Annotated in this window: 24 protein-coding genes; 6 read left to right on the top strand and 18 right to left on the bottom strand. The window is 32.6% G+C overall.

What is annotated here, in order from left to right; all coding sequences use genetic code 11:
• Positions 1–158: 158 nt before the first annotated feature.
• Together arsB and CLOST_RS04095 are read right to left on the bottom strand one after the other, a co-directional pair.
• Entirely contained in the window at positions 159–1,205 is a 1,047-nt protein-coding gene (gene arsB / locus CLOST_RS04100) for an ACR3 family arsenite efflux transporter (RefSeq protein WP_013360987.1), read from the bottom strand.
• A gap of 60 nt (positions 1,206–1,265) precedes the next feature.
• The gene (locus tag CLOST_RS04095) at positions 1,266–1,574 is read right to left on the bottom strand and encodes an ArsR/SmtB family transcription factor (protein ID WP_013360986.1); all 309 of its coding nucleotides are present in this window, start codon (positions 1,572–1,574) and stop codon (positions 1,266–1,268) included.
• Positions 1,575–1,861: 287 nt separating this feature from the next.
• Between CLOST_RS04095 and CLOST_RS04090 the strand changes: the two genes are divergently transcribed.
• From CLOST_RS04090 to CLOST_RS04070, 5 genes are all read left to right on the top strand, one after another.
• Positions 1,862–2,344 (top strand): permease, encoded by a 483-nt coding sequence (locus tag CLOST_RS04090; protein WP_013360985.1) that lies wholly within the window; start codon positions 1,862–1,864, stop codon positions 2,342–2,344.
• Positions 2,341–2,877, top strand: coding sequence for a permease (locus CLOST_RS04085; RefSeq protein ID WP_013360984.1), 537 nt, complete (start codon positions 2,341–2,343; stop codon positions 2,875–2,877). The genes CLOST_RS04090 and CLOST_RS04085 overlap by 4 nt, the downstream gene beginning before the upstream one ends.
• 262 nt (positions 2,878–3,139) lie before the next feature.
• Positions 3,140–3,490, top strand: coding sequence for an ArsR/SmtB family transcription factor (locus CLOST_RS04080; RefSeq protein ID WP_013360983.1), 351 nt, complete (start codon positions 3,140–3,142; stop codon positions 3,488–3,490).
• Between the two features lie 25 nt (positions 3,491–3,515).
• Positions 3,516–4,520 carry a permease gene (locus CLOST_RS04075; RefSeq protein WP_013360982.1) on the top strand — a complete coding sequence of 335 codons (1,005 nt, stop codon included), beginning with the start codon at positions 3,516–3,518 and terminating at the stop codon, positions 4,518–4,520.
• Positions 4,521–4,614: 94 nt separating this feature from the next.
• The gene (locus tag CLOST_RS04070; protein WP_013360981.1) at positions 4,615–4,842 is read left to right on the top strand and encodes a thioredoxin family protein; all 228 of its coding nucleotides are present in this window, start codon (positions 4,615–4,617) and stop codon (positions 4,840–4,842) included.
• Between the two features lie 78 nt (positions 4,843–4,920).
• On the opposite strand, the gene CLOST_RS04065 is transcribed toward CLOST_RS04070, so the two are convergent.
• The 12 genes from CLOST_RS04065 to CLOST_RS04015 all read right to left on the bottom strand — a co-directional run bounded on the left by CLOST_RS04065 (position 4,921) and on the right by CLOST_RS04015 (position 15,225).
• Positions 4,921–6,567: a methyl-accepting chemotaxis protein gene (locus CLOST_RS04065; protein WP_013360980.1), complete on the bottom strand. Its 1,647-nt coding sequence runs from the start codon at positions 6,565–6,567 to the stop codon at positions 4,921–4,923.
• Between the two features lie 85 nt (positions 6,568–6,652).
• Positions 6,653–6,787: a hypothetical protein gene (locus CLOST_RS14140; protein WP_013360979.1), complete on the bottom strand. Its 135-nt coding sequence runs from the start codon at positions 6,785–6,787 to the stop codon at positions 6,653–6,655.
• A 111-nt stretch (positions 6,788–6,898) separates the two neighbouring features.
• Positions 6,899–7,909, bottom strand: coding sequence for an asparaginase (locus CLOST_RS04060; protein ID WP_013360978.1), 1,011 nt, complete (start codon positions 7,907–7,909; stop codon positions 6,899–6,901).
• 3 nt (positions 7,910–7,912) lie between these two features.
• Positions 7,913–8,200 (bottom strand): hypothetical protein, encoded by a 288-nt coding sequence (locus tag CLOST_RS04055; protein ID WP_013360977.1) that lies wholly within the window; start codon positions 8,198–8,200, stop codon positions 7,913–7,915.
• 102 nt (positions 8,201–8,302) lie between these two features.
• Positions 8,303–9,370 carry a butyrate kinase gene (buk, locus tag CLOST_RS04050; RefSeq protein WP_013360976.1) on the bottom strand — a complete coding sequence of 356 codons (1,068 nt, stop codon included), beginning with the start codon at positions 9,368–9,370 and terminating at the stop codon, positions 8,303–8,305.
• Between the two features lie 10 nt (positions 9,371–9,380).
• Positions 9,381–10,280, bottom strand: a complete 900-nt coding sequence (locus CLOST_RS04045) for a thiamine pyrophosphate-dependent enzyme (protein ID WP_013360975.1) — start codon at positions 10,278–10,280, stop codon at positions 9,381–9,383.
• Positions 10,281–10,302: 22 nt separating this feature from the next.
• A complete protein-coding gene (locus tag CLOST_RS04040; RefSeq protein WP_013360974.1) occupies positions 10,303–11,484 on the bottom strand; it encodes a transketolase C-terminal domain-containing protein in 1,182 nt (393 codons plus the stop codon).
• Position 11,485: 1 nt separating this feature from the next.
• Positions 11,486–11,746, bottom strand: a complete 261-nt coding sequence (locus tag CLOST_RS04035) for a 4Fe-4S dicluster domain-containing protein (RefSeq protein ID WP_013360973.1) — start codon at positions 11,744–11,746, stop codon at positions 11,486–11,488.
• Between the two features lie 24 nt (positions 11,747–11,770).
• On the bottom strand, positions 11,771–12,307 hold the full coding sequence (locus CLOST_RS04030) for a 2-oxoacid:acceptor oxidoreductase family protein (protein ID WP_013360972.1): 537 nt from the start codon (positions 12,305–12,307) through the stop codon (positions 11,771–11,773).
• 247 nt (positions 12,308–12,554) lie between these two features.
• Entirely contained in the window at positions 12,555–13,322 is a 768-nt protein-coding gene (locus CLOST_RS04025) for an IclR family transcriptional regulator (protein WP_013360971.1), read from the bottom strand.
• A complete protein-coding gene (locus CLOST_RS04020; RefSeq protein ID WP_013360970.1) occupies positions 13,315–14,889 on the bottom strand; it encodes a sensor domain-containing diguanylate cyclase in 1,575 nt (524 codons plus the stop codon). The genes CLOST_RS04025 and CLOST_RS04020 overlap by 8 nt, the downstream gene beginning before the upstream one ends.
• Entirely contained in the window at positions 14,890–15,225 is a 336-nt protein-coding gene (locus tag CLOST_RS04015; RefSeq protein WP_013360969.1) for a thioredoxin family protein, read from the bottom strand. It lies immediately after the preceding gene.
• A 131-nt stretch (positions 15,226–15,356) separates the two neighbouring features.
• Between CLOST_RS04015 and CLOST_RS04010 the strand changes: the two genes are divergently transcribed.
• On the top strand, positions 15,357–16,544 hold the full coding sequence (locus tag CLOST_RS04010; RefSeq protein ID WP_013360968.1) for an anaerobic nitric oxide reductase flavorubredoxin: 1,188 nt from the start codon (positions 15,357–15,359) through the stop codon (positions 16,542–16,544).
• A gap of 103 nt (positions 16,545–16,647) precedes the next feature.
• Here the strand turns inward: CLOST_RS04010 and CLOST_RS04005 are convergent, their stop codons facing one another.
• Genes CLOST_RS04005 through CLOST_RS03990 form a run of 4 tightly spaced genes read right to left on the bottom strand, consistent with a single transcriptional unit; the run spans position 16,648 to position 24,114 of the window.
• Complete coding sequence (locus CLOST_RS04005; protein WP_013360967.1) at positions 16,648–17,352, bottom strand: SDR family oxidoreductase; 705 nt, start codon at positions 17,350–17,352, stop codon at positions 16,648–16,650.
• 26 nt (positions 17,353–17,378) lie between these two features.
• Positions 17,379–20,885, bottom strand: coding sequence for an AAA family ATPase (locus tag CLOST_RS04000; protein WP_013360966.1), 3,507 nt, complete (start codon positions 20,883–20,885; stop codon positions 17,379–17,381).
• Positions 20,872–22,095 (bottom strand): exonuclease SbcCD subunit D, encoded by a 1,224-nt coding sequence (locus CLOST_RS03995; protein WP_013360965.1) that lies wholly within the window; start codon positions 22,093–22,095, stop codon positions 20,872–20,874. The genes CLOST_RS04000 and CLOST_RS03995 overlap by 14 nt, the downstream gene beginning before the upstream one ends.
• Before the next feature lie 12 nt (positions 22,096–22,107).
• Positions 22,108–24,114 carry a sigma-54 interaction domain-containing protein gene (locus CLOST_RS03990; protein WP_013360964.1) on the bottom strand — a complete coding sequence of 669 codons (2,007 nt, stop codon included), beginning with the start codon at positions 24,112–24,114 and terminating at the stop codon, positions 22,108–22,110.
• Positions 24,115–24,279: the final 165 nt, after the last annotated feature.

Below are 24,279 nucleotides of genomic sequence, written 5' to 3'. Positions count from 1 at the left end.
AGTTACAAAACATTTTTAATTAGTTATCATTATAAATTTATGCATAAAAAATAAGCAGCCACAAATTGATATTAATCCCTAATTCCATGTCTGAATTAAAGAATTCACATCAAAGTAGTAATTGCTTATTCTTATAATTAATATATTAATTGTTCAGATTATGACTCGAACCAAGCTTTAGTGTTATTAGCTATTTTTACTAATATGAGCATTACTGGAACCTCAACCAAAACTCCTACAATAGTTGCAAGCGCTACTGGACTAGTAGTTCCAAAAAGTGCGATAGCTACTGCTACTGCAAGCTCGAAAAAGTTGGAAGCTCCTATCATTCCAGCTGGAGCTGCAACATTATGAGGCAGTTTAAGAAGCTTTGCTGCTATATATGCTACGAAGAAAATGAAAAAAGTCTGGATTGTAAGTGGTATGGCAATTAATAAAATGTGGAGTGGATTTTCTAGTATAACATGACCTTGGAAAGAGAATATTATAACTAAAGTTAAAAGCAAGCCTCCAATTGTGATATTGCTAAACTTAGGTATAAAATTCTTTTCAAAATACTCTAATCCTTTATTTTTAGTAATTACATTTCTAGTAATTACCCCTGCTGTAAGAGGTACTACAACGAAGAGTACAACCGATAGAATCAATGTATCCCATGGTATACTTATCCCTCCTATTCCAAGCAAAAATGCAACTATAGGTGTAAATGCTGCCAGTATAATAAGGTCATTTGTTGCTACTTGAACCACTGTGTAGGCTGGGTTGCCTTTTGTAAGATGGCTCCATACAAAAACCATCGCAGTACAAGGTGCCGCTCCAAGTAATACAGCCCCTGCCAAATAATCTCTTGCTAGGTCTGGAGAAATAAACCCTGAAAATACTTTATAAAAGAAAAATGATGCAATCGCAAACATAGTAAATGGCTTTATAAGCCAATTAGTAATCCATGTAATATAGAGCCCTTTTGGATTTTTCCCTACATTCTTAACACTGTGAAAATCTACTTTCATCATCATCGGATAGATCATAAGCCATATTAAAATAGCAATAGGAATTGAAACATTTGCATATTCAAATTTACCTAAAAACGCTGGTATAGCAGGTATAAACTTCCCAATCAAAACACCTATAACCATACAAAGTGCTACCCAAATGGTAAGATATCTCTCAAAAAAGCTGATACCCTCTAACTTCTGTTTACTCATTTTCCTCACTCCTTCTTATTAAATAATAATATTTTGTATGTAATATCAATATCTTAAATATTAATCCTCACATATGCAAAAACTACTGTAATTTTCACTTTTAGTAAGAATCTCACTAAGAGTATTCTTTGCAAGCTCACTTCCGCTATCAGATAGAGAATAGTAAGTCCACTTCTTATCTTTTCTTGACTCTACTACTTTACTCTCAATTAAAATTTTCATGTGGTGTGACAATGTCGACTGAACAATAGTTAGTTCATCTTGAAGTGTACATGCACATTTTTCTCCATCTTTTAAAAGCTCTATAATTCTCAGTCTATTCTCATCACAAAACGCTTTAAATAGTCTAGCATTGCTTTCATAATCCAATTTATTTCTCTCCTTCATATCGATATCTATCGATATATATAATAACATAGGCTTGATATTAAATCAACAATAAACCATATCTATTATCCTAATGTTAACAAATAATAATTCTATCTAAAAAATCTCAAATTATAAGCGTATTATGGTTACTAATTTCTAAGACAAGTTTTTATTCTGAAATTTATTTTTATTGACATATATTTATCCAAACTGTATCATCTATATATTGCAATATATAAATATATCATTTTAGTATATTATTACTAGAAGAAAGAAAGGAGACTTGAATGAATATAATCTTATATTCTTTAGCTATCATACTGCTAGCTGCTTCATACTTAAAGGACAAATCAAAAACAAAAAAGGCACTAAAAAAAGCTTGGAAGTCATTTGAAAACATACTTCCAGAATTACTTGTCATAATGCTTCTGATAGGAGTACTTCTAGCAGTAGTAGATCATGAATTAATTTCTAGCTTGCTAGGTGAAAGTTCAGGGTGGTTTGGAGTTATATTAGCTTCCATTATTGGAGCAATTACACTTATTCCTGGATTCGTTGCTTTTCCTACTGCTGCACTTCTTTTAAAGGGTGGAGCTGGATACATGCAAATAGCCGCTTTTGTATCTACACTTATGATGGTTGGAATTGTAACATTACCAGTTGAAGTTAAGTATTTTGGCAAGAAAATTTCTTACACTAGAAATGTGCTCGCTTTTATGTTTTCTTTTATTGTTGCAATTGTTGTAGGAATGGTGGTGACTAACTTATGATACCTATATTAAAAAGATACAGAGCTTTTTTAATCGTACTTCTTGCTGTACTTATATTGACTTTTATTAATAAATCATTAGGTAAAGAAATCATCGGTATAACTAGCTTTTCATTAAAGGAAATGCTTCAAGTAATACCACCTATTTTCTTATTACTAGGACTTCTCGATGTGTGGGTTCCAAAGGAAACTATGACAAAATTCATGGGAGAGGGCTCTGGCCTCAAAGGAATTCTTTTGGCAATGTTTATAGGTTCAGCTGCTGCTGGCCCACTTTATGGTGCTTTTCCAGTAGCTGCAGTATTTATGAAAAAAGGTGTGTCACTAAAAAACATACTCATATTCATAGGAGCTTGGTCTACAACAAAAATTCCGCTTATTTTATTTGAAATAACATCTCTAGGTCCTAAGTTTGCACTGACTAGATTCCTTATTAATATCCCTGGAATCATAATCATAGCTACCATACTATCTAAAATAGTCCCTCAAGATGAAATCAATGAAATTTATAAAAAAGCACAAGAATCTATATAATGTAATAGCAAATTGTATGATATTTCTTTAGTAATTGTATGATATTTCTTTGGTAATAACATTATTATCTTTTACTTTTTTAAAATCCATAATATATACAGAAAATTATTATTGACAAAGTAATACTTTAGATTTAACATGTACATATTCCCATATGAGAATATGTACATGTTTTTTATTGTGATTAAAACAGAATCCCTAGAGTTCACTATTAATCTTTATTGTTTTAATATGCATAGTTCTTATTGTAAAGGAGATTTTCATGAACCAACTTATTAATTTATTTAAACTTTTATCTGATGAATCAAGACTAAGAATCATAATGATGTTATATCATCAAGAGCTCTGTGTATGTCAATTAACTGGAATACTTGAACTATCTCAGCCTACTATTTCAAAAAATCTTTCTAAACTAAGAGATTTAAATTTAGTAAAAGATACTAGAAAAGAAAAGTTTGTTTTTTACTCTTTAAACTTAGATAATAAAGTATTTATAAAATTACTAGACGATATAGCAGAAAACATTGAACTATATCCTCAACTAGTACTTGATAAATCAAGACTTTCAGATAAAGATATCTATCTCAATCAATGCTGTAACCCAGTTTTATAATCTTATTTAGAAGGGAGATAATTTAATGATTATTTTTCAATGGCTTAACAATCAGCTGTTAAAAATGGTCTGGCTTTATGATTTGGTAGAGCTTTTTGTAAACAAAGCATTCAAGCTTGATATCAATACGAAGCTAGGCGGAAGTATACATTTTTTTATTTATGATGTAATAAAAATATTTATTCTTCTATCTGTACTTATATTTACAATTTCATATATTCAAAGCTTTTTCCCTCCAGAAAGAACTAGGAAAATATTAGGAAGATTTGATGGAATCACTGCTAATATACTAGGAGCACTCCTTGGAACAGTTACTCCATTTTGCTCTTGTTCTTCTATCCCGCTGTTCATTGGCTTTACAAGTGCAGGGCTCCCTATAGGAGTTACATTTTCATTTTTGATATCTTCACCTTTGGTAGATTTAGCTTCTGTTCTTCTACTCGCTAGTATATTCAACTGGAGAATCGCTATCGCTTATGTTGTTGTTGGACTTATTCTTGCAGTTATTGGCGGAAGCTTAATAAGCAAGTTTAAACTAGAGAAATATGTAGAACCCTTTGTTTATGGCAACAAGCTAAGAGAAATTGAGCTAGAAGAAATGACTACTAAAGATAGACTTGATTTTTCTAAAGAGCAGGTTGTAGATATAATAAAAAAGGTTTGGTTATACATCATTATAGGTGTAGGAATAGGCGCCGCTATTCACAACTGGATTCCTGAAAATGTCATTTCCGCTTTACTAGGTCAGGATAAATGGTATTCAGTTTTACTAGCTACAGCAGTAGGCGTACCTATGTATGCAGATATATTTGGAACTCTTCCTATAGCTGAGGCATTAGTTTCAAAAGGTGTAGGAATCGGAACAGCTCTTTCGTTTATGATGGCTGTTACTGCACTATCTCTTCCATCTATGATACTTCTTAAAAAAGTAGTTAAAACTAAGCTTTTAGTTATTTTTGCAGGAATAGTAACTACTGGAATACTGATAATAGGCTACACGTTTAATGCGTTAGGATATCTACTACTTTAGTAGTATCAACTCTAATATTCAAAATATGGCTCTTTTATTAAAGAGTACTGTTTAAATTTGAAAATATAATTATTATTATGAGGAGGTATTTTTTATGGTAATTAAAATACTTGGATCTGGATGTGCAAATTGTAAGAAGCTAGAGCAAAGTGCTCAGCAGGCAGTAAAAGAGCTTGGGCTAGAGGCTACTATTGAAAAGGTAGAAGATTTTCAAGAAATCATGGCTTATGGTGTTATGAAAACTCCTGCGCTAGTAGTTGATGAAGTAGTAAAATCATCAGGAAGAGTTTTATCTGCTGAAGATGTGAAAAAATATCTATAAAAAAATGGATGCTAGAGGTTGATTCCTCTACATCCATTTTTTATTAAAATCAATTTATAAATAGATAGTTTATTTTTACTATATCTTAAATCTAGATACTATGTTCGTTAAGTCGTGTGCCATATCATTGATAGAATTGATGTTTGACGACACTTCTTGGAAGGATGCTGTTTGCTCTTCAACAGCAGAGGCTACATCTTGTGTGTTTGATGAATTTTGAACTGCTACATCCTTTATCTCTGATGCCGACATTGTAATACTATTAAATTCACTTTTCACTTCTGATGAAATATCCATTATGGAATTTGACTCTTCTACAGTTCTTTTAGCTCTATTTAATATATCCTTTAATTTTGCTTTTAAAGTTTCCATAGATTTTTCCTGCACCTTGGTTCTATCTACTAGCTGGTCCATTGATGTTTTAACATTAACTGTCCTATCTCCTATATTATCCACGATTGTACTTATCTTTTGCGCTGAGCTAGATGTCTCTTCTGCTAGCTTTCTTATCTCATCTGCAACAACTGCAAAGCCTCTTCCTGCTTCTCCTGCCCTAGCCGCTTCTATAGATGCATTAAGTGCAAGCAGATTTGTTTGGGATGAAACGCTATGAATTAAGTCAACCATAGCTTTTATTTCTTCCGATGATTTATTTAATTCCTCTACGGTTACAGAAGCATCTTTTATAGAACTTATAAAATCAGCAAGCTCTCTTGACTGAATTTCTACTTGCTTATCTCCAAACATAACATATTTTTGAGACTCTTCTGATGATTTTAAAGTTTCCTGAGCTCTACTTGATACATTTTCTATATTACTTTGAATCTTAACTACTAACTCATTTAAATCTTCTAGCTTAGTATTTTGAAGCATAGAGCCTTCAGCTACATCCATTGATGACATTGCTATCATCTCTGTTGATTTTGTAAGCTCCTCTGTAGTATTGCTTATAGTTTCCATGTTGTTTGATAAAACTCCAGATATATTAGAGATATCTTTGACTATATTGTGGATGTTTTCGATAAAAGTATTGAAATAAATAGTCATTTCTCCTACTTCGTCTTTTGATTTTACCTCTATCCTCTTTGTCAAATCTCCATTGCCTTCTGATAAAGCTCTTAAGTCCTTGCTTAGCTGTTTTATGGGACTAACTATTCCTCTATTTAATATAACAAGTGCAAGCACACCAATTATTAATGCTATAACAACTAAAGCAAAATTCATCATTTGAGCTTTTACAACTTTTTCACGAGAATATCTTGAGTAGTCGTTAACTATTTCATTTATTTGTGAAACATAGCTATCTACATTTGAATTAATAAATTCCATGTCTGCTTCACTTGAGGATTTAATAATATTTTCTATAGCTGGCTTGAACTCCTTGCTCCATCTAGAATTAATTTGCTCTAATCCTGCTGTTGTAGCTTCATTTGTTGGCTTTTTAAGCATCAATTCCTTATTTCCACTGCTAACATCACTTAAAGTTTTTTCAAAATTAGCCATAGTTTCTTCTAAATCCGACTTTGCTTTAGAGCTATCTCTGTACACTGTTTGATTTGCTAGCTCAGTCATTTTATAGTTCATCGCTCTTAAGCTTCCCGCTTGATTTACGAAGCTTGAGTCACTTTCCATGGTCTTAAATGTAGTAATGTTTATGCCAACAATTATAACTGATACTAAAATCAATATTCCAAAATTTAATATTAACTTGTTTTTTATTTTCATGATTGCCTCCTACAATAGTTATGCTGTATATAAACTGTTATGCTTTTTATATGCACAAGAAATTTTATACCCTTTGAGTATAGTTTCAAAACAAATTAATCAAAGAAAATATTATTTTTTTACTATAAAACTTATATTTATATAGTTCTTTATAGCTATATTTTTCCATTACTCTTGTAATTGCTTTTATTATCGATTTTTTATCGCTTTTTTTATCCATAAAAAAACTCCTGTTAATCCTAAGAATAATTGACAGAAGTTTTTTGTGATTAAGTAAGATTTTCTATACTCATCAGCAGTCTTTTACTGCCTTAATAGTTTAGTTTCTACTTTATATTTTATTAAATTCAAAGCAAGGCTCTATATAGCCTATTACTTCATTTTTATTGTTGTAATTAGGTACTTTAGAAAAGCTTTTTAGATTTTCAAGCTCACTCGGCTCCAAAACCTGCATATCCTCTAGGCATTTCGTTACTGCTGGATTTATCGCTCTAGAATAATTTCCATCTTCAATCTTAACTGCAAGTCCAATATTTTTTCCTTTTATACCTATGCAGTAAATCCCTTCTGCTCCTAGCTTTCCAATTAATTTACCATTGGTATGCCTTATAAGCTCAGTACAAAAACCATCTGTTCCAGACACCATCTCTGGAGAATTATTCATTGCATCAAAAATTCTTTCACAAGCAGCTTTGTAATCAGAGTCTAGGTTTTCTGGATTAGCTAGCTTTGCAAATCCAAGTGCCATATTATAAATAGGCATAGCATGTACTGGAACTGTACACCCATCTACTCCTATACTGATTTTTTCCGGTTCAATTTCGCACATATATGAAAGGCTATTTAATATATCTTTTTGAAGCTCATGTTCAAACTTTGTGTAGTTCTCTAAGCTATATCCTTTTACCAAGCAAGAAGCTAGCATTCCGCAGTGCTTACCTGAGCAATCGTTGTTTGCCTGAGTAAGTACATGATTTTCCTTTAATTGTCTTTCATAATGCTTTGGGCTAATGGAATAAATACTGCCACAATCTAGATTATTAAGATTAAGCCCAAGCTTTTCAAGCATAGAATCAATTACCTTTAAATGAAAATCTTCACAATAATGCGATGCACACATAATGGAAATTTCGCTGTCATCAAATTTATATTTATCTACTGCTCCGCTTAAAAATACATTTATAGTTTGAAGTGGCTTTGCTGATGATCTAAGATATGTAACCTTATATGGGTCACCTATTTGATATAAAATTTTTCCTGTGTTGTCTACAGCAACTGCATCTCCTCTATGCATTGATTCTACTACTGGCCCTCTTGTAACATTAATCAAAACTTCAGACATAGCTTATCCCTCCATCTCAGCAAGTGATGAAGGTAGCTTCTCTTTTTGGTTATCAGCTCTTACAAATAGCCACTCTATAGTTTCTCCTTCATCTTCACTAAAGCCTATAGCTCCACTTGGAGCAACTATATAAAAACTATCCTCATCAGCCATGCTATCTTCATCGTACACCTGTGCTATACCTAGAAAATTATCTTTATAGTAGATTTCATCTGCATACATAAATCTCCAGCTGTCACATAAATTAATGGCATCTTTTACTGCTTCAAAAAGCGTAGGATACTTTTTCATAACAGACCTCCCCATTTATTATTCACTCTCAAAAGTATTACTAGGAGTAGTTATTACTATTATATCAGAAGTATAAAAAATATTTTAGAATAGTCTAAAAATTTAATAGTTTTTTGCAAGTTCTATGCCATTTATATGTCTATAAGCTCCATTTGCAAGAGAAAGCATTTCATCCTCACCAGGATAAATATAAATATCAGCTATAAATCCTATTTTTTTTGTTATCATATTAGTGAATCTGTCCCAATAAGCTAATCCACCAGTTAATAAGATTGCATCTACCTCTCCATTTAAAACACTTGCCGTAGCCCCTATTTCTTTAGCTACCTGATACGCCATAGCACTCACAACCTCTAAAGTATATTCATCGCCAAGTAGTATTTTATGCTCTAATACTTTCCCATCTGATTCATCAATATATGCTGATACTCCACCTTTTCCATTTACTCTGTGGAGCATCTCTTCTTTTGTGTATTTTCCGCTATAGCATAGCTTGATTAAATCGCCTACAGGAAGACTCCCTGAACGTTCTAATCCAAAAGGTCCATCTCCAGCTAGTGCATTATTTACATCTATAATTTTACCTCTCTGATGAGCACCTACAGATATCCCTCCGCCTATATGTGCTACTATAAGATTTAGTTTTGTATAATTTTTACTATGCTCATCACAATATCTTCTGGCTATTGCCCTTTGATTAAGTGCATGAAAAACAGCCATCCTTTCAATTTCTGGAAGTCCTGAATACGTAGCTTCTGTGCAGAGCTCATCGCATACTGGGGGATCCACCGTCAAAGCTACTGCTCGATATTGGACTGCAAGTTCAAATGCAAGCTTCATACTAAGATTGCATGGATGGTCTCCGTATTTTCCCGATAAACCATCTTCAATCATTTGCTCAGATATATAAAAGACTCCTCCAGATACAGGTCTTATTGTTCCACCTCTACTTACAATGACAGTAAAGTTCTCTAAATTCTCATTTTTACTTTTCAAATACTCAAGTACAACTGCTTTTCTATAATCATACTGAAGAGTATAATGAGTAAATTTTTTAAATACTGATTTGTCGTGAGCTATATTTTTAGTCCATATATTAATCTCATCTTCATATACTGCTAGCTTTGTAGAGGTAGACCCCATATTCATAACTAGAATTCTATTTGCCATAATATACCTCCTAGCTACTTAACTTTCTTAAAAGTTCCATCCTTTTGTCTGCTAAATCTTGAATAGCTATTATGTCATCATCAGATAAATGACTAAATTTTTTGAGCTTTACCATCCACTCAGAAACAGGAATAGGATTTTTATTATCTAAAAGCTTCCAGTTTCCTCTATCTACTTCAAAAAGTGGAAAGAAATTTGATTTAACTGCTTTTTTAGCTATATCAATACTTAGATTTGTATCGTGTCCCCACCCAGTAGGACAAGGTGAAAAAATATGAATATATGCAAAGCCTCTTTTACTTGCCTCTATTCCTTTAGTAACTTTTTCAACTAAATCCTTCATATTAGAAGGTGAAGCAGTAGCCACATACTCCGCATTATGCATAGCCAAAATTAGTGGCATATACTTTTGATTTTGAGACTTACCCCCTCCTGCTGAGCCTACTGGTGTAGTAGAGGTTTTTGATCCCTTTGATGAAGTCGAGCTTCTTTGAAATCCCGTATTCATATATCCTTCATTGTCATAGCATATATATAAGAACTTCTCAGCTCTTTCAGCCGCTCCAGATAAAGATTGAAAACCGCAATCCGCAGTTGCTCCATCACCTGCAAAAGCAATTATATTTACATCCTGTCTATTTTTGCGCTGATACATATTGCTTACTCCACTTAAAAATGATGCTGTATTGTCAAGAAGTGGTATATGAACAGGAACCTTGAGACCATTGTCAAAATTCCAGCCTACTACTCCAGCTCCAGCCATACATCCAGGTGGTATAGTCATAATAGTATTTCTTCCAGCTACTTGAAGCACTCTTCTTAGGCACATCTCTGCTGCACATCCTTGGCAAGCCGACATGCCAGGTGTTACTAGATCTTCTGATTCTCTTAGCAAATCTATATAATTCATAGAGATTCTCCTTCCTTAATCATCACTCAAACCAATAGGTGGCTAACTGTCCATTATAATTTTTACTTTCCTCATCCAACTTCTTAATACAGTCCAGTAACATATCTACAGAAATATCCGCTCCTCCTAGTCCTCCAATTGCTGGCATACTAGTAATAGCTCGGCCTAAATCAGACACTGCCGATTTAATTTCATTGTATAAAACTCCTGTGTTCCAGCCAAAACTTACACTTTTGTCAATTACAGCATATGCTTTTTTACTATTTAACACTTCTTTGATTTTTTGACTAGGAAATGGTCTTAAAAATCTTACTTTTAATAACCCTATCTTATAGCCCATATCTCTTGCTTTATCTACTGCCACTCTTGCTGTACCAGTAGTAGCTCCCATAGTAACTATAACAAGCTCGGCATCATCTATCTTGTAGGTGTCTATAGCTCCTCCATATTTTCTTCCAAATACTTTATCAAACTCTATATCCACTTCGTCTATGACTTCTAATGCATTTTGCATAGCTTCTAAATGGCTCTTTCTATATCTCCACAAAATTTCAGAAGAAGTTAGAGGATCTACTGCCATTGGCTTATCAGGGTCAAGAGTTACATGGTTACAGCTATAGCTTTCTAGAAATTCATCTGCTAATTCTTGTCTAGGAATCTCGAATCGTTCTGTTAAGTGAGATAAATAGAAGCCGTCATAACAGACATTTACTGGAAGCAATACATCTTTATGTTCGGCAAGCTTATATCCTTGTATTACCATATCTAAAATCTCTTGATTGTTTTCGGCAAACATCTGTATCCACCCAGCATCTCTTACAGTAACTGCATCCTGCTGTCCACTCCATACAGTTTCTGGAGATGTCATTTCTCTAGTTGCTATTGCCATAACCATGGGAAGTCTTAAAGTAGACATTCTAAAATAAGGCTCAAACATAAGCGCCAGACCTTGAGCTGAAGTAGCTGTAAACGTTCTTCCTCCAGCAACAGTAGCTCCTTGAACTACACTCATGGCAGAATGTTCAGATTCCACATGTACCATATTTGAATCAAGCTCGCCTTTTGCTATCATGTCAGCTAGAGCCTCTACTACAGAAGACTGAGGAGTAATAGGATATGCTGCAATCAAATCAGGTTTTGAAAGTGCTGCTCCTATTGCAGCTGATTTATTACCACTTATAGCTACAATCTTATTCTTATCCATATTAATCCCCTTCCTTTACCATATCTATTGCTTTTGATGGACATTCATAAGCACAGATTCCACAACCCTTGCAAAATTTATAATCTATAGCATATATTTTTTGCTTATTTCCAGTGATGCTTCCTACTGGGCAAAAGCTCATACATATTCCGCACTCTACACAATTATCCTTATTCATAATCGGTCTAAAAGTTCTCCAGCTTCCAGTATCAAGCGTATATATACCTTCATCTCCTATTGGAGTTATAAAATTCCTAGACATAAGAACCCTCCTTCAATCATCTACCTATTTAGATAGCTTTACCCTTTCAAAAGCAAGCTGAGCTGACATAACATTGTCTTCGTTAAATGCAAGCTTAATTTTGTCTTTTAGAATATACCAATTCACTAGTTCTGTAGCCTTTGCAAAAGCTCCTAGCATAGCTGTATTTGGGATATCCTTTTCTATAGTCTCAAGTGCTATACCAGTGGCATCAACTGTATATACTTTCATTTTTATATCTGGTAAATTAAGATCTTCAATATTTTTAGTAGTATTTATGATTACAATTGCATTTTCTTCTAATCCAGCAAAAGTCTGAGGCATTTTTAATAAGGTATCATCAAAAATCATCAGTACCTCTGGATTATAAACTTGGCACTTTACTCTAATTTCAGAATCATCAATGCGCAAAAATCCAAACACTGGAGAACCTTTTCTCTCTACTCCAAAAAAAGGAATGAACTGACCATAGAGTCCAGATTCAACTACTGTCTGAACTATTATTTGAGCTGATTTTACTACACCTTGACCTCCACGCCCATGAAATCGAATCTCCTTCATAAAATTGCCTCCCTTCAATATAGTTTCTCTATAAGAAACTACGTTTCTAATTATTGATTACATTATAAATCATCTGAATTTATAAGTCAAACACATGTCTTTCATAATAACACTTTAACCTTATAATGAACTATTACTGTTGCCTTTATATATTATTTTTCTATCCAAAAATAAAAAACCTTTGCAAAGCCATATATCATCAGCATTGCAAAGATTTTTATTCGATTAATTATAAAATTTCATATTGCTATTTTAAAATATGTCCTAGCTCTCTTGAAATATTATCAGTCTGTGCTTTCAAAGTACTAAGAAGAGTTTTCTTGTTCTCTGTCATTCTATCAGTTGGTCCCGAAATACTAATAGCTGCAACAGTTTTCCCAGTATAATTTTTTATACCCATTGCAAAACAAGTAAGCCCTATCTCATACTCCTGCATATCAGATGCATATCCATCCTTCTTAACCATTTTCAAATGCTCTAAAAATTTCTCTGAATCTGTGATAGTATTTTCAGTAAACGCTATGAATTGACTTTTTCTTACTCTGTCAATCAACTCATCACTAAGATTATCTGAAATCAGCACTTTTCCTACAGCCGTTGCATAGTAAGGCATTTTTTTACCTATTTGTGAAGCCATCTGTATGGAAGCATTACTCGATTCTTTAATCATAAAAAACACATTTAAATCTTCATCTATTACTCCTAAATGAGTAGTTTCATTATGCCTGTCTCTTATTTCCTTAATATGCGGCATTACAACCTCAACTATGCTTTGATTGTTTAAAATATTAAATCCATATTCTAAAAACTTCATCCCTAAGCTATATTTGGCATCATAGTCTTTTCTTACAAAACCTTTAGCCTCAAGAGTATATAGCATTTTAAATATACTAGATTTACTGATTCCCATCTCTTTACTGATATCCATAACCCCAATATTATTTCTTTTGCTAAGTAAATCCAATATATCTAAAGCATTGCTAAGCGAACTCATTATATACTTTTCATCACTCATCTACATCCTCCACATCAAAAAAACTGACTTTATTTCTTCCTGTTTCTTTTGACTCGTACATAGCATCATCCGCTCTTTTTACTGCATCAGAGGGCTGTCTATCCGACTTAGAAAAATAAGTTACTCCTATGGACATTTCTATCTTTACTATATCATCAACATCACTAGTTTTTACTGGAATCTCAATAGCATTAATAGTATCTAGAATTTTTTGAGCGATTTTTATAGTATTTTCTTTTTTCAGTCCATAAAATATTCCTATAAACTCATCTCCACCCCATCTTATAATAATATCTGAGCTTCTTACTACTTCATTGATACTTTGCACAGTTCTTCTAAGAACCATATCTCCTACATCGTGACCATAATTATCATTAATCAGCTTAAATCTATCTAAATCAAACATCATAATTGCTGGATTTTTATTACCTCTCATATAAGACCTATGAGCATTAGAAAGTTCTTCTACTCCTCTTCTTCGGCTAAATGCATTTGTAAGAGCATCTATATCTGCTTCTCTTTTTAGATTCTTATTGATTTTATTTGAATAAATTCCCTCTATATGAATTACTAGTGATATTCCAGCTGCTACTATTATCAAAATCAATCCCATAAGTTGCATTACGATTTTCCTTGATTCTGCTTTACTCTCACTGTCTGTATTTTCTACGTACCTGTCAATTTCATCTATATGAACACCTGTTGCGATTATCCAGTCAAAATCTTTGTACAATTTTGCATAGGTAATCTTTTCTGCTACCTCATCGCTATTTAATTTCTTAAAAAAATAAGTAAAAAAAAGTTCTCCGTCCTTATTTATTCCCTCTAATTCCTCTAAATAAGGCATGTTTCCTTTTATATCTGTAGCTGATGTACTTAAAAAACTACCTTCAGTCTCAGGAAGATTCGGATGAACTCTTCTTATAGCGTAATTATCTCCGCCTTCATAATTTATTATTTCATTAACCCAAATATAAGCATCGTTATCAAATTTCTGCCTTCTTATTTTTTCTGCTGTAATGAGCTTAATCTTATCATCTACAAAACTTGTTTTTATTCCAAAAATACCAGACACATTTCCATGATTAACTTCTTTATATGAAAGAAATTCTGGTTTTAATTTTCTTGACACTGAATCTATTTCATTTATATTTTCAAACTCATTTAAAGGATCATAGATTATTTCTTTAGATTGATTATCCCAAAATAAAACTGTCCAGTAATTATTCCCCTTGCCAAGAGTATTTATATCCATATCAAATCTATTCTTTAAAAACATTATAAACTCTTGATCATCCTCAGATGCTAAATCTAGTGAAATTCCTCTTTGCTCTACAATATCTTTATACTTTCTATATTCTGACTCTCTTTCAATATCTATTTCAGTAAACAAATTATCTATTGTATCTTTTAAAAATGTTTTTTTTATATCTTCTATAGTATCTCTAGTCTCTTCTTGATAAATCTTACCTAAGGCACTATGAGAAACAATATAAAAATATGAAATAAAAAAACAAATAACAATTATAAGTCCTATAGAGAAAATCCTAAGTTTACTAACTCTCATCTAATCCTCTCCATCTCCTAAAAGATTTAAAATCCGCTCTAACTTACTAAAATCAATAAATCTGCTTTCCCTAAGTACTTCACTATTTTCATTAAAAATTAATATAGTTGGAATATTAAACACTAGATGCTGTCCAGCTATCTCTAAATTTTGATTTACATCAATCCTTCCTATAGGTAGCTTAGCAGTTTCATTAAGCTCAAGAAGCTTTGGAAATACGCTATGACATACATTGCAATCTTCTGAGCTAAAATACAAAATATATACGTTGTTCTGTTTTATACTTTCTAATTCTTCCAACGAATTTATAAATACATAGCCATTATTTGAATTCATTATTATTCACTCCTATTTATCCAAATGTTTACAGTTCAATAAAAATGGATACTTATAATATGTATTATATACCACAATAGTCCTATAAAAATCTATAAATTATTATTATAGCGAAAAAGGAGACTGCGAAAATGAAAAAACATCTAAAAAACAATGTTCATTGGGTAGGAAAAGTAGACTGGGAGCTAAGAAAATTCCATGGAGATGATTATTCTACTCACAAAGGCTCAACCTATAACTCATATCTTATTCAAGAAGAAAAAACTGTACTTGTTGATACTGTTTGGATGCCCTTTGCAAATGAATTTGTCGAAAATCTCAAAAGTGAAATCGACCTTAACTCCATAGACTACATAGTGATAAACCATGGAGAAGTAGACCATAGTGGCGCTCTTCCAGAGCTTATGAAGCACATTCCAAATACCCCTATTTATTGCAGTGCAAATGCAGTTAAATCTCTAAAGGGTCAATACCATCAAGACTGGAATTTAAACGTAGTGAAAACTGGTGATACTCTAGATGTAGGAAATAATAAACAGATTATCTTTGTTGAGATGCCAATGCTTCACTGGCCAGACAGCATGGCTTCATTCTTAACTGGAGATAATATTTTATTTAGCAATGACGCTTTTGGTCAGCATTATGCTACAGAAATGCTTTATAACGATTTAGTCGATCAGTGCGAGCTATTTAGCGAGGCTTTAAAATATTATGCAAATATCCTAACTCCATTTAGCGCTATTTTGAAAAAGAAGCTCGAAGAGGTTATAGCTCTTAATCTTCCTATCGAAATAATAGCTACTAGCCACGGTGTTATCTGGAGAGATAATCCAATGCAAATAGTTGAAAAATATGCTAAATGGTGCGATAACTATCAAGAAAATCAAATCACAATAATCTACGATACTATGTGGAACGGAACTAAAACATTAGCAGAAAAAATAGCTGAAGGAATATCTTTAGAAGATAAAGACGTTACTGTGAAAATATTCAACCTCGCAAAATGTGATAATAATGACTTGATATCTGAAGTATTCAAGTCAAAAACCGTGCTGATAGGCTCTCCTACAGTTGGAAATAGCGTGCTTCATCCAGTGGCTGGATTTATTCATTTCATGAAAGAGCTGAAATTCAAAAATAAAAAAGCAAGTGGCTTTGGTTGCTATGGCTGGAGTGGAGAAGGAACTAAGGTTATAAACGATATGCTTAAAAATGCTGGTTTTGAAATCATTGGCGAAGGCTTCAAGCACCAGTGGAATCCTGATGAAGAAGCTAAGCAAAAAGCTGTTGATTTTGGTAAAGAAATAGCTAAAGCATAAATGAAATATTTTAAAAAATATAAACCACATTCTCAATGAACTAAATTTCAAAAAAGGAAAAGCTCTAGACCTTCGTAGTCAGCGCTTTTCCTTTTTTTATATGCTATAAACTGTATTTCCAGCCTTTGTCGTTATGATATATCATCATATGTGACATTCCGCCATCTATAGTAATATTTTCTCCAGTTATAAAGCCTGCTTTATCGCTGAGCAAAAACATTATCATGTTTGCTATATCCATGGAATTTCCTACTCTCCCTGCTGGATGCTGCACGTTATCAAGAACTGAATGCTCAGCATCCTGAGTTTCTATCCAGCCTGGACTTATAGAATTTACTCTTACTTTTCCAGAAAGACTTACAGCAAGTGCATGAGTAAGAGCTGATATAGCCCCTTTTGCGGCAGAATAGGATTCAGTGTTAGCTTGGCTCATCCTAGCTCTAGTAGATGAAATATTTATAATGCTTCCACCTTGATTAAAGCTATCCTTGAATAGCTTTGTAAGCATAAATGCAGAGCTTACTCCTACTTTTAGTGCATAGTTAAAATCTTCATAAGAGTAATCGTCTAGCCCTCCCATTGGGGGCGCTGCATTGTTGATTAAAAAATCTATTTTTCCATATTCAGCTTTTACTTTATCTGCAAAAGAAATCAAGGTTTTTTCATCAGCTATATCACCAACAAAATAGTCATTATCCTTAATATCTATAATACAAACCTTGGCATTATTTCTTCTTAGCTCATCGCAGATAATTTTTCCTATACCACTGGCTCCTCCTGTTACTACTGCAACCTTGTCTGTAAACATAAGCATCCTCCTTATTAATCCATATTTTAGTTATGCTCTATTTTTATAGTACTTCCACAGATGCCTGATTTTGCTGGCGTAACTATAAGCTTAACTGGAACTCTTTGCTTTACAGATTCCACATGAGAAATAAGTCCCACTTTAAGCTTGTCATTGTGAATTTTTTCAAGTGAGCTCATCAGCACCTCAAGTAAATTATCATCTAGAGTCCCAAAGCCTTCATCTAGGAAAAATAATTCTAAAGGAGCTGTACCTTTTAACTGAATCTCTGCTGATAGAGAAAGTGCAAGTGCAAGAGATGCTAGGAAGGTCTCTCCACCTGAAAGAGTCGAGGTATCTCTTAGCACTCCTCCATTTTTATTGTCTCTAATTAAGAAAATTCCATCATCATCAGTTTCTAAGCTATAACCTCCGCCAGTGATATCAAGCAGTCTTTTCGAGGCTTCTCTTGAAACATATTTGAGTCTTTCTGTAGCTACGAACTCAACAAACCTATTTCCTTTAAATAGAGTTTCTAATTCCTTTAATATAGCTTGCTTTTTTTCAATCTTATTTTTCTTCTCCAAAATTTCTTTTATAGACTCAAGCTTAAGCTTTAGCTCATCTAATTTCTTGCTTTCCAAAATCAAGCTTTTGTTTAAATCTGAAAGTGCTATTTGCTTTTCTTTTGCTTCAATTTCAAGCATTTTAAATTCCTCTTCGTCTACACCTCTGCCAGCTAGCTTAGAGTCTAGAGTCTGAATAATAGAGCTTATATTAGACAGTTTATTTTCATATTCTTTGATTTCTTTTTCAATAGTATCAAGCTCTATTTGATCCTTGAAATTCAATTTAACAGCTTCAATATCCCCAAAACCTAGCTCAGCAAGTCTAATATGAAGAGTTTTATCCGTATCTTTAATTCTTAAATCAAGTCCAATAAGCTTTTGGTTTTCTTTAATGAATTCTTCGTTTAAAGAACTATATTCGTTTTCAGCTTCTGTTTTTAGCTTGCTTTGCTCTTTGTAGTTTGATTGAACCTCAGTTATTTTAGACTCTGTATCTTTTAAAAATCCTGCTACTGAATCTAGCTCTCCTACCTTAGAGATTAAAGATGATTTTTGTTCATTGTAGCTAGACTCCCAGCTGTCTTTTCTTGTAGATACAGTATATAGATCGTTACTCAATAGATTTATTTCTTTTTCTATATCTTTTAATAAGTTCTCTGTCATACTGCAAAGCTTATTTTTTTCAGTTAAGTCTTTTTCATAGGCTTCTCTTTTGCTTTCCATCTCAATTATTTTCTTATATTCAAGCTCAAAATTCTCAACCTTCAAATCCTCTTTTAACTTTGATAGATTATCTTGACTTGAATTTAAAGACTCGAAAAGCTCAGCCATATCTTTTTCTAAAATTTCTAATCTTCTACTACTAGCTTCAAGCTTGGATGTGATTGAAGCATTTTTATTTTCATAGCTAGAAATTTCTTTTAGGCAAGCTTTTTCATTTATCTCTAGCTCTTGTTTCTTCATTTCAAAATCTTTAATCCTAGTATCTAAAGCTTCATACTCTAATTTGATATCGCTAGAAGAAACTGCAAGTAAGCTTTTATCTATACCAGCTATTTCTGAGTAATCCTCTTCTATTTGTTTGGTTAATATAGCAAGCTCTGTATCTAGCTTATTAATTTTTTCATCATAATTTGTTACTAATTTTGTAGCTTCTTCTAACTTTGATTCATAAATTGCTAAATCCTCAGAATACGACTCTAGATTATGAGCTCCATCATGCAGATATGGATGCTCTACTGCCCCACAAACTGGACAGCTTTCCCCATGGCTTAAGCTTTTTCTTAGCTCTAGAGCTAGATTTTCTATTTTGGCTTTTTCTAGCTTTTTACTCTCTTCTTCCAAAATCAATTTTTGTTCAGCTCTTGCTTTATCTAGCTCCTGTACTTGATTTTTTAGCATATTAGCCTTATGATTTGCTTCCTCTATTCGTCTACTTTTTTCTTCATTTAATTTCCATGCCTGAGATACTAAATTAAAGCTTTCATTTAGTTTGATTAAATCATCCCTATTACCTAGAGGCATTTCTTTTAATTCATCCATTTCTTTCTGAATAAGTAGGTCTTTGGCTTTTAATTCTTTTAGCTTAGAATTTATAGCTTCTACTTCCTTATTATCCGCTTCACACTCTTTAGATATATTAGCTTTTTCTATTTCTAGTTTAAGCTTTCTCTCAGCTTCCTTAGCTATATCCTTGCTCAGCTGGTATCCTGTCTCCACTTTAGACCTAAACAAAGCACTTACTTTTAACTCAGCAATCACAGAAGTTATCTCTTCCATATCCTTTTTTAAACGCTCTAGCTCTTTGCTCTTATATTCTTTATCTGTATTTAGTTTGTTTAGCTTTTTATTAAGCTCTATTTCCTGAGCCTTGCACTCATCAATTTTTAGCTTTAGGATATCTAGCTCCTTTATTTTTTCTAAAGCCTCTATATATTTTCCTCTGCTCGCTAAAAGATTTGGAAGCTCAGTTTCATAGGCTTGCTTTGCCATATCATAGTTAGCTTCAATCTCAGTTTTTTTCTCAGCGCAGTCTTTCCTTTTTAATTCAATTTCAGACAATTTTTTATTGCAGCTTTCAAATTCTAATTTAGTTTTTTCAAAATCAGCTATCATATCCTTTAGCTGATTTGCATTTTTAAAAATCGCTAAAGATTTAGCTTTATTTTCCATTTCAGGCTTTTTAGTTAGAGCTTCTTCAAGCTGACTTACATAGGTTTTCTTTTCATTTTGTAGCTTAAATACTTCAGTTTGCTTATTGAGCTTTTCTAATATTAGCTCAGCTTCTTTACTTGCTAGCTCATATTCATCTTTTTTTGCTTTGACTAAAATCTCTTGGTTTTGTAAATCATCCGGCTCTACAGCTCCTATACCAGAAAGCTCTCCTTCTAGCCTAGTCAATTTACTTTTTTCTATATCCATACTATTACTTAGCTTTTTTCTCAGCTCATCCCCATATTCATATAGGTTAAAAAGCCTTTCTAGCATATTTCTTCTATCTGCCCCATCTAGCTTTAAAAACTCGCTAAATTTACCTTGAGGAAGAACCACAGTTCTTAAAAAATCATCTTTTTTTAGACCTATTATAGCCTCGCATTTTTTCGTTATTGCGGTTACACTTTCTTCTAAAATCTCAGGCTCATCATAGGTTACATCTACTAGCTTACACTTATCACTTCTAAGGCTTCCTGATTTTTTATCTCTTCTAAACTCTCTGCTGACTCTATATTTTCTATTTTCTGCCCCCGAAATTTGAAACTCAAATTCCACATAGGCTCTATCGCTATTTAGATTGATAAAATTTACTTTACCCCTTGGAATATCTCCATATAGAGCTAGGCAAATTCCATCTAGAATAGTTGACTTACCACTACCTGTAGGACCAAAAATACCAAAAAAACCATTTTGAGTAAGCTTCAAAAAATCTATATGCTGCTCTTCTTCAAAGCTATTTAGCCCTTTGATAGTTAAACTAATTGGCTTCATTGTCATAGTCCTCCCCGTAGTAAAGTTTATATATCGTCTCCTTGGTTTCCTCTGATGGCTCTACTTTATTTTGTTTTATATAAAATGCTTGAAATAGCTCCTCAAAAGACTGGGTTCTATGGTCATTTATCATTTCTTCTCTTTTTATATCTTCAGATGTAATAGGTCTGATGCTTAGAATATCTTTTTTGAGTAGCTTTAATCCCTTTATCTGATCTTCCCTGATATATTCATCAGTTTTTATTTCTAAATAAACCCAACTAGATTCACCCTTTTTCTCTTCACATTTTGCAAGAGCCTCTGAGTAATTCTCACATTTCCACACCTCTATAGGTTTGTATACAGGTAGAGCAATTCTCTCAATTACAGCATCTTGACCAGCTACTACATCAATTCGCTCCACACTTTTAGTAAAATTAATCTCAGTCTTGTTATAGTGGATAGGCGAACCAGAATATCTAGCCTTGCCACCAGTTCCAGGAACTATCTGAGGCTTATGAACATGCCCTAGAGCAATGTATTGAGCTTTCTTCGGGAAGATACTACTGTTGATAAGATAGCTACCTCCTAGCTGAATACTTCTTTCTGAGCCACTCTCCTCGCTTCCCATAACAAAAATATGTGACACAAGCAGATTTATAGTATCATCTCTATAATGCTTTTCAAGTTCAGTGAATAACTGTATCATCCTAGCTTCATAGCTCTCTAGCTTTTCTTCATCCTCATCTGTTCCTAAATAAAGAACTTCATTTAACCTTTTTTCACTAGGAAAAGCAATAGCAGCTATTACAGCTTTTTCCTCTCCTATCATTACTTCAACTATTCCAGGCTCTGACTTTATCACTTCATGTCTACCATAAGTGCCTATAGGTACTGTTGATTTTGGAGTTCCTAGCATGATAATTCCATGTGGCTGAGCTAGTGGCCATGCCGCTACTAATCTATCTGGGCTATCGTGATTGCCAGCTATAACGAGTATCAATCTTTCCCCATCTTTAGATAATCTCTTAAGAGTATTATAAAAAAGAATCTCTGCTTTTGCTGATGGAGTAAAACTATCATAAACATCTCCAGCTATAATAACTAAATCAGCTCTATTATCTTCTACAATTTTAATGAAATCCTCTAAAAATTCAGCTTGCTCTTCCAATCTGCTCATGCCCTCTAGATTTTTTCCTAGATGCCAATCTCCTGTGTGAATTATCCTCATGGTTTCCTCCTGCTATAGTTGTTTACTTAATTCTTCTAAGCCTTTTTGTGTTATATATGTCCCTGCTCTGCCTTTTCCCGAATTTACAAAGCCTTGATTTTTTAAATTAGTAAGTATTTTTTTAAGTTCAGCTTCTTTTACTGGTACATTTTCCTTTTCAGCCAAACGTATTAGCATATTTCTTCCTATAGACCCATGATTATTTATCGTCTCAAGAATAAATCTAGCTTTATCTACTTTACTATTTGACTGAGTACTATATATGCATTCTAGCTTAACTGACTGATTTTGCTTGTTTATTATATACTCTGGCAAGTCCTCATACTTAATTATATCATTACTGGAAATTGCTTTAGCATAATTTAAAATATTTATTAGCTCTCTTATATTTCCTCTATAATCATGATTTAGCAAAGTATCCTTTACACTATTATCTATTTTATATTCATTTCCTAAAAAATTTTCAGCTATTAATACAATGTCACTTTTTCTATCTCTAAGAGGTGGTAGATTAATCTGGCAAGTGTTGATTCTATAATACAAATCTGTTCTGAATTTATCCTCTAGTGAAAGCACTTCCAGATTTTTATTCGTAGCAACTATAAATCTTATATCTATATCCATAATACTAGACGATCCTAGAGCCATAATTTGTTTTTCTTGTAGTACTCTTAGTAGCTTTGTTTGAAGATGAATCGACATATCGCCTATCTCATCCAGAAAAACAGTCCCATGGTTAGCTTGAGCTAGCAAGCCTTTTTTTCCGCCTTTTAACGCTCCAGTAAAAGCTCCTTCTTCGTATCCAAACAATTCGCTTTCAAGTAAATTCTCTGGCATAGCTGCCGAATTTATAGCAATAAAGGGCTGATTTTTTCTGTTTGACTCATTGTGAATAGATTGTGCTAGCATTTCTTTTCCTGTACCACTTTCGCCGATTAATAATACAGTTAAATCCGTCTTTGCTATTTTTTTACAAACCTCAATAGTTTTCTCCATCGAGTCAGAATTTGCGATTATATCATCAAAAGTATACTTAGCAACATGTCCTAGATTTCTAAGCTTGCTTGATAAGCTTTGCTCTAGCTGTTTTATATAAGTTAATTCTTGAAAAATATAATAATATCCATAGGTAGAATTTAAATAGGTCAGTGGTTTTTTGTTTATATTAAACACCTTTTTATCATTTTCAAATAAAGTATTATCTAAAATATCATCAGTTTGAAGCTTACTAATCCATTTTTGTGGAAGTAATTGCTTCATATTTTTGTCATTGATTTCCTGAATATTAAATAACTCACAAAATTTTCTATTTGCATGTCTTACTTTTCCATTTTTATTTGTAATCAAAATACCATCATTTGCTAATTCAAATAAAGTAGATAGCTCTTGTTTTTTTACAAATATTTCTCTGACCTTTTCTTTCATTCCTGAATATAAGCTTACTATTAATTCCAAATATTTCTTTAGTTCTATTATTATTTCATCATGATTTAGTGATAATTTTGAAATAATGACAAAAAAAGTTGATATATCTATATATCTATTCCCTATATCAATAACTTCATCCAAATAGGATGGTACATATCTTTTCTCTCCTGGTGTAATTGCAAGCTGTATGTTTTTATATTTTCCTTCTTTTTCATAGGGGATTAAATTAATGTGTGTAATTCCTAACTCAATTAATAGTTCAACTGTCTCTTTTGTAGTTTCATCATCGTCATTAACTACCAAAACATCAATCCCAGCAGGAATATTTAGCAATTCATGGTAAGCTGATAGCATAATAGTTCTCTCAATAACTATTACATTATCCTTGCTCTTTATATGCTTTGATATATCTTTGAGCTTCTTATCAATCATTATAAGTATTAAATCATCCTCTATTACAAAATCATCCTTCAAGCTTTTAATATAATAATTATTTATCTGTACATGATTTTTCAATACCATTTCAAGATTTTCTTTTAGGAACTTTCCTAACTCGCTGACTCCATCCGTTACTATCCCAATGCTTTTCATGATTCCCTCCATAGATAAGCTTTGCTCATAATTTTATATTCTTTATAAATAGAATTATATAGGATAAATAGTATATTATGTTGTGGTAATCCTATTTAATCCTATTATTTTTTCTTTTATATTATTCTTTTACTGTAGTATTATAATCTTAAATCAATATTCACT

Origin of the sequence: Acetoanaerobium sticklandii (genome assembly GCF_000196455.1) — a bacterium.
GTDB classification, from domain to species: domain Bacteria; phylum Bacillota; class Clostridia; order Peptostreptococcales; family Filifactoraceae; genus Acetoanaerobium; species Acetoanaerobium sticklandii.
The sequence above is the reverse complement of the archived record's forward strand: the minus strand, read 5'-3'. Positions and strand labels throughout refer to the sequence as shown.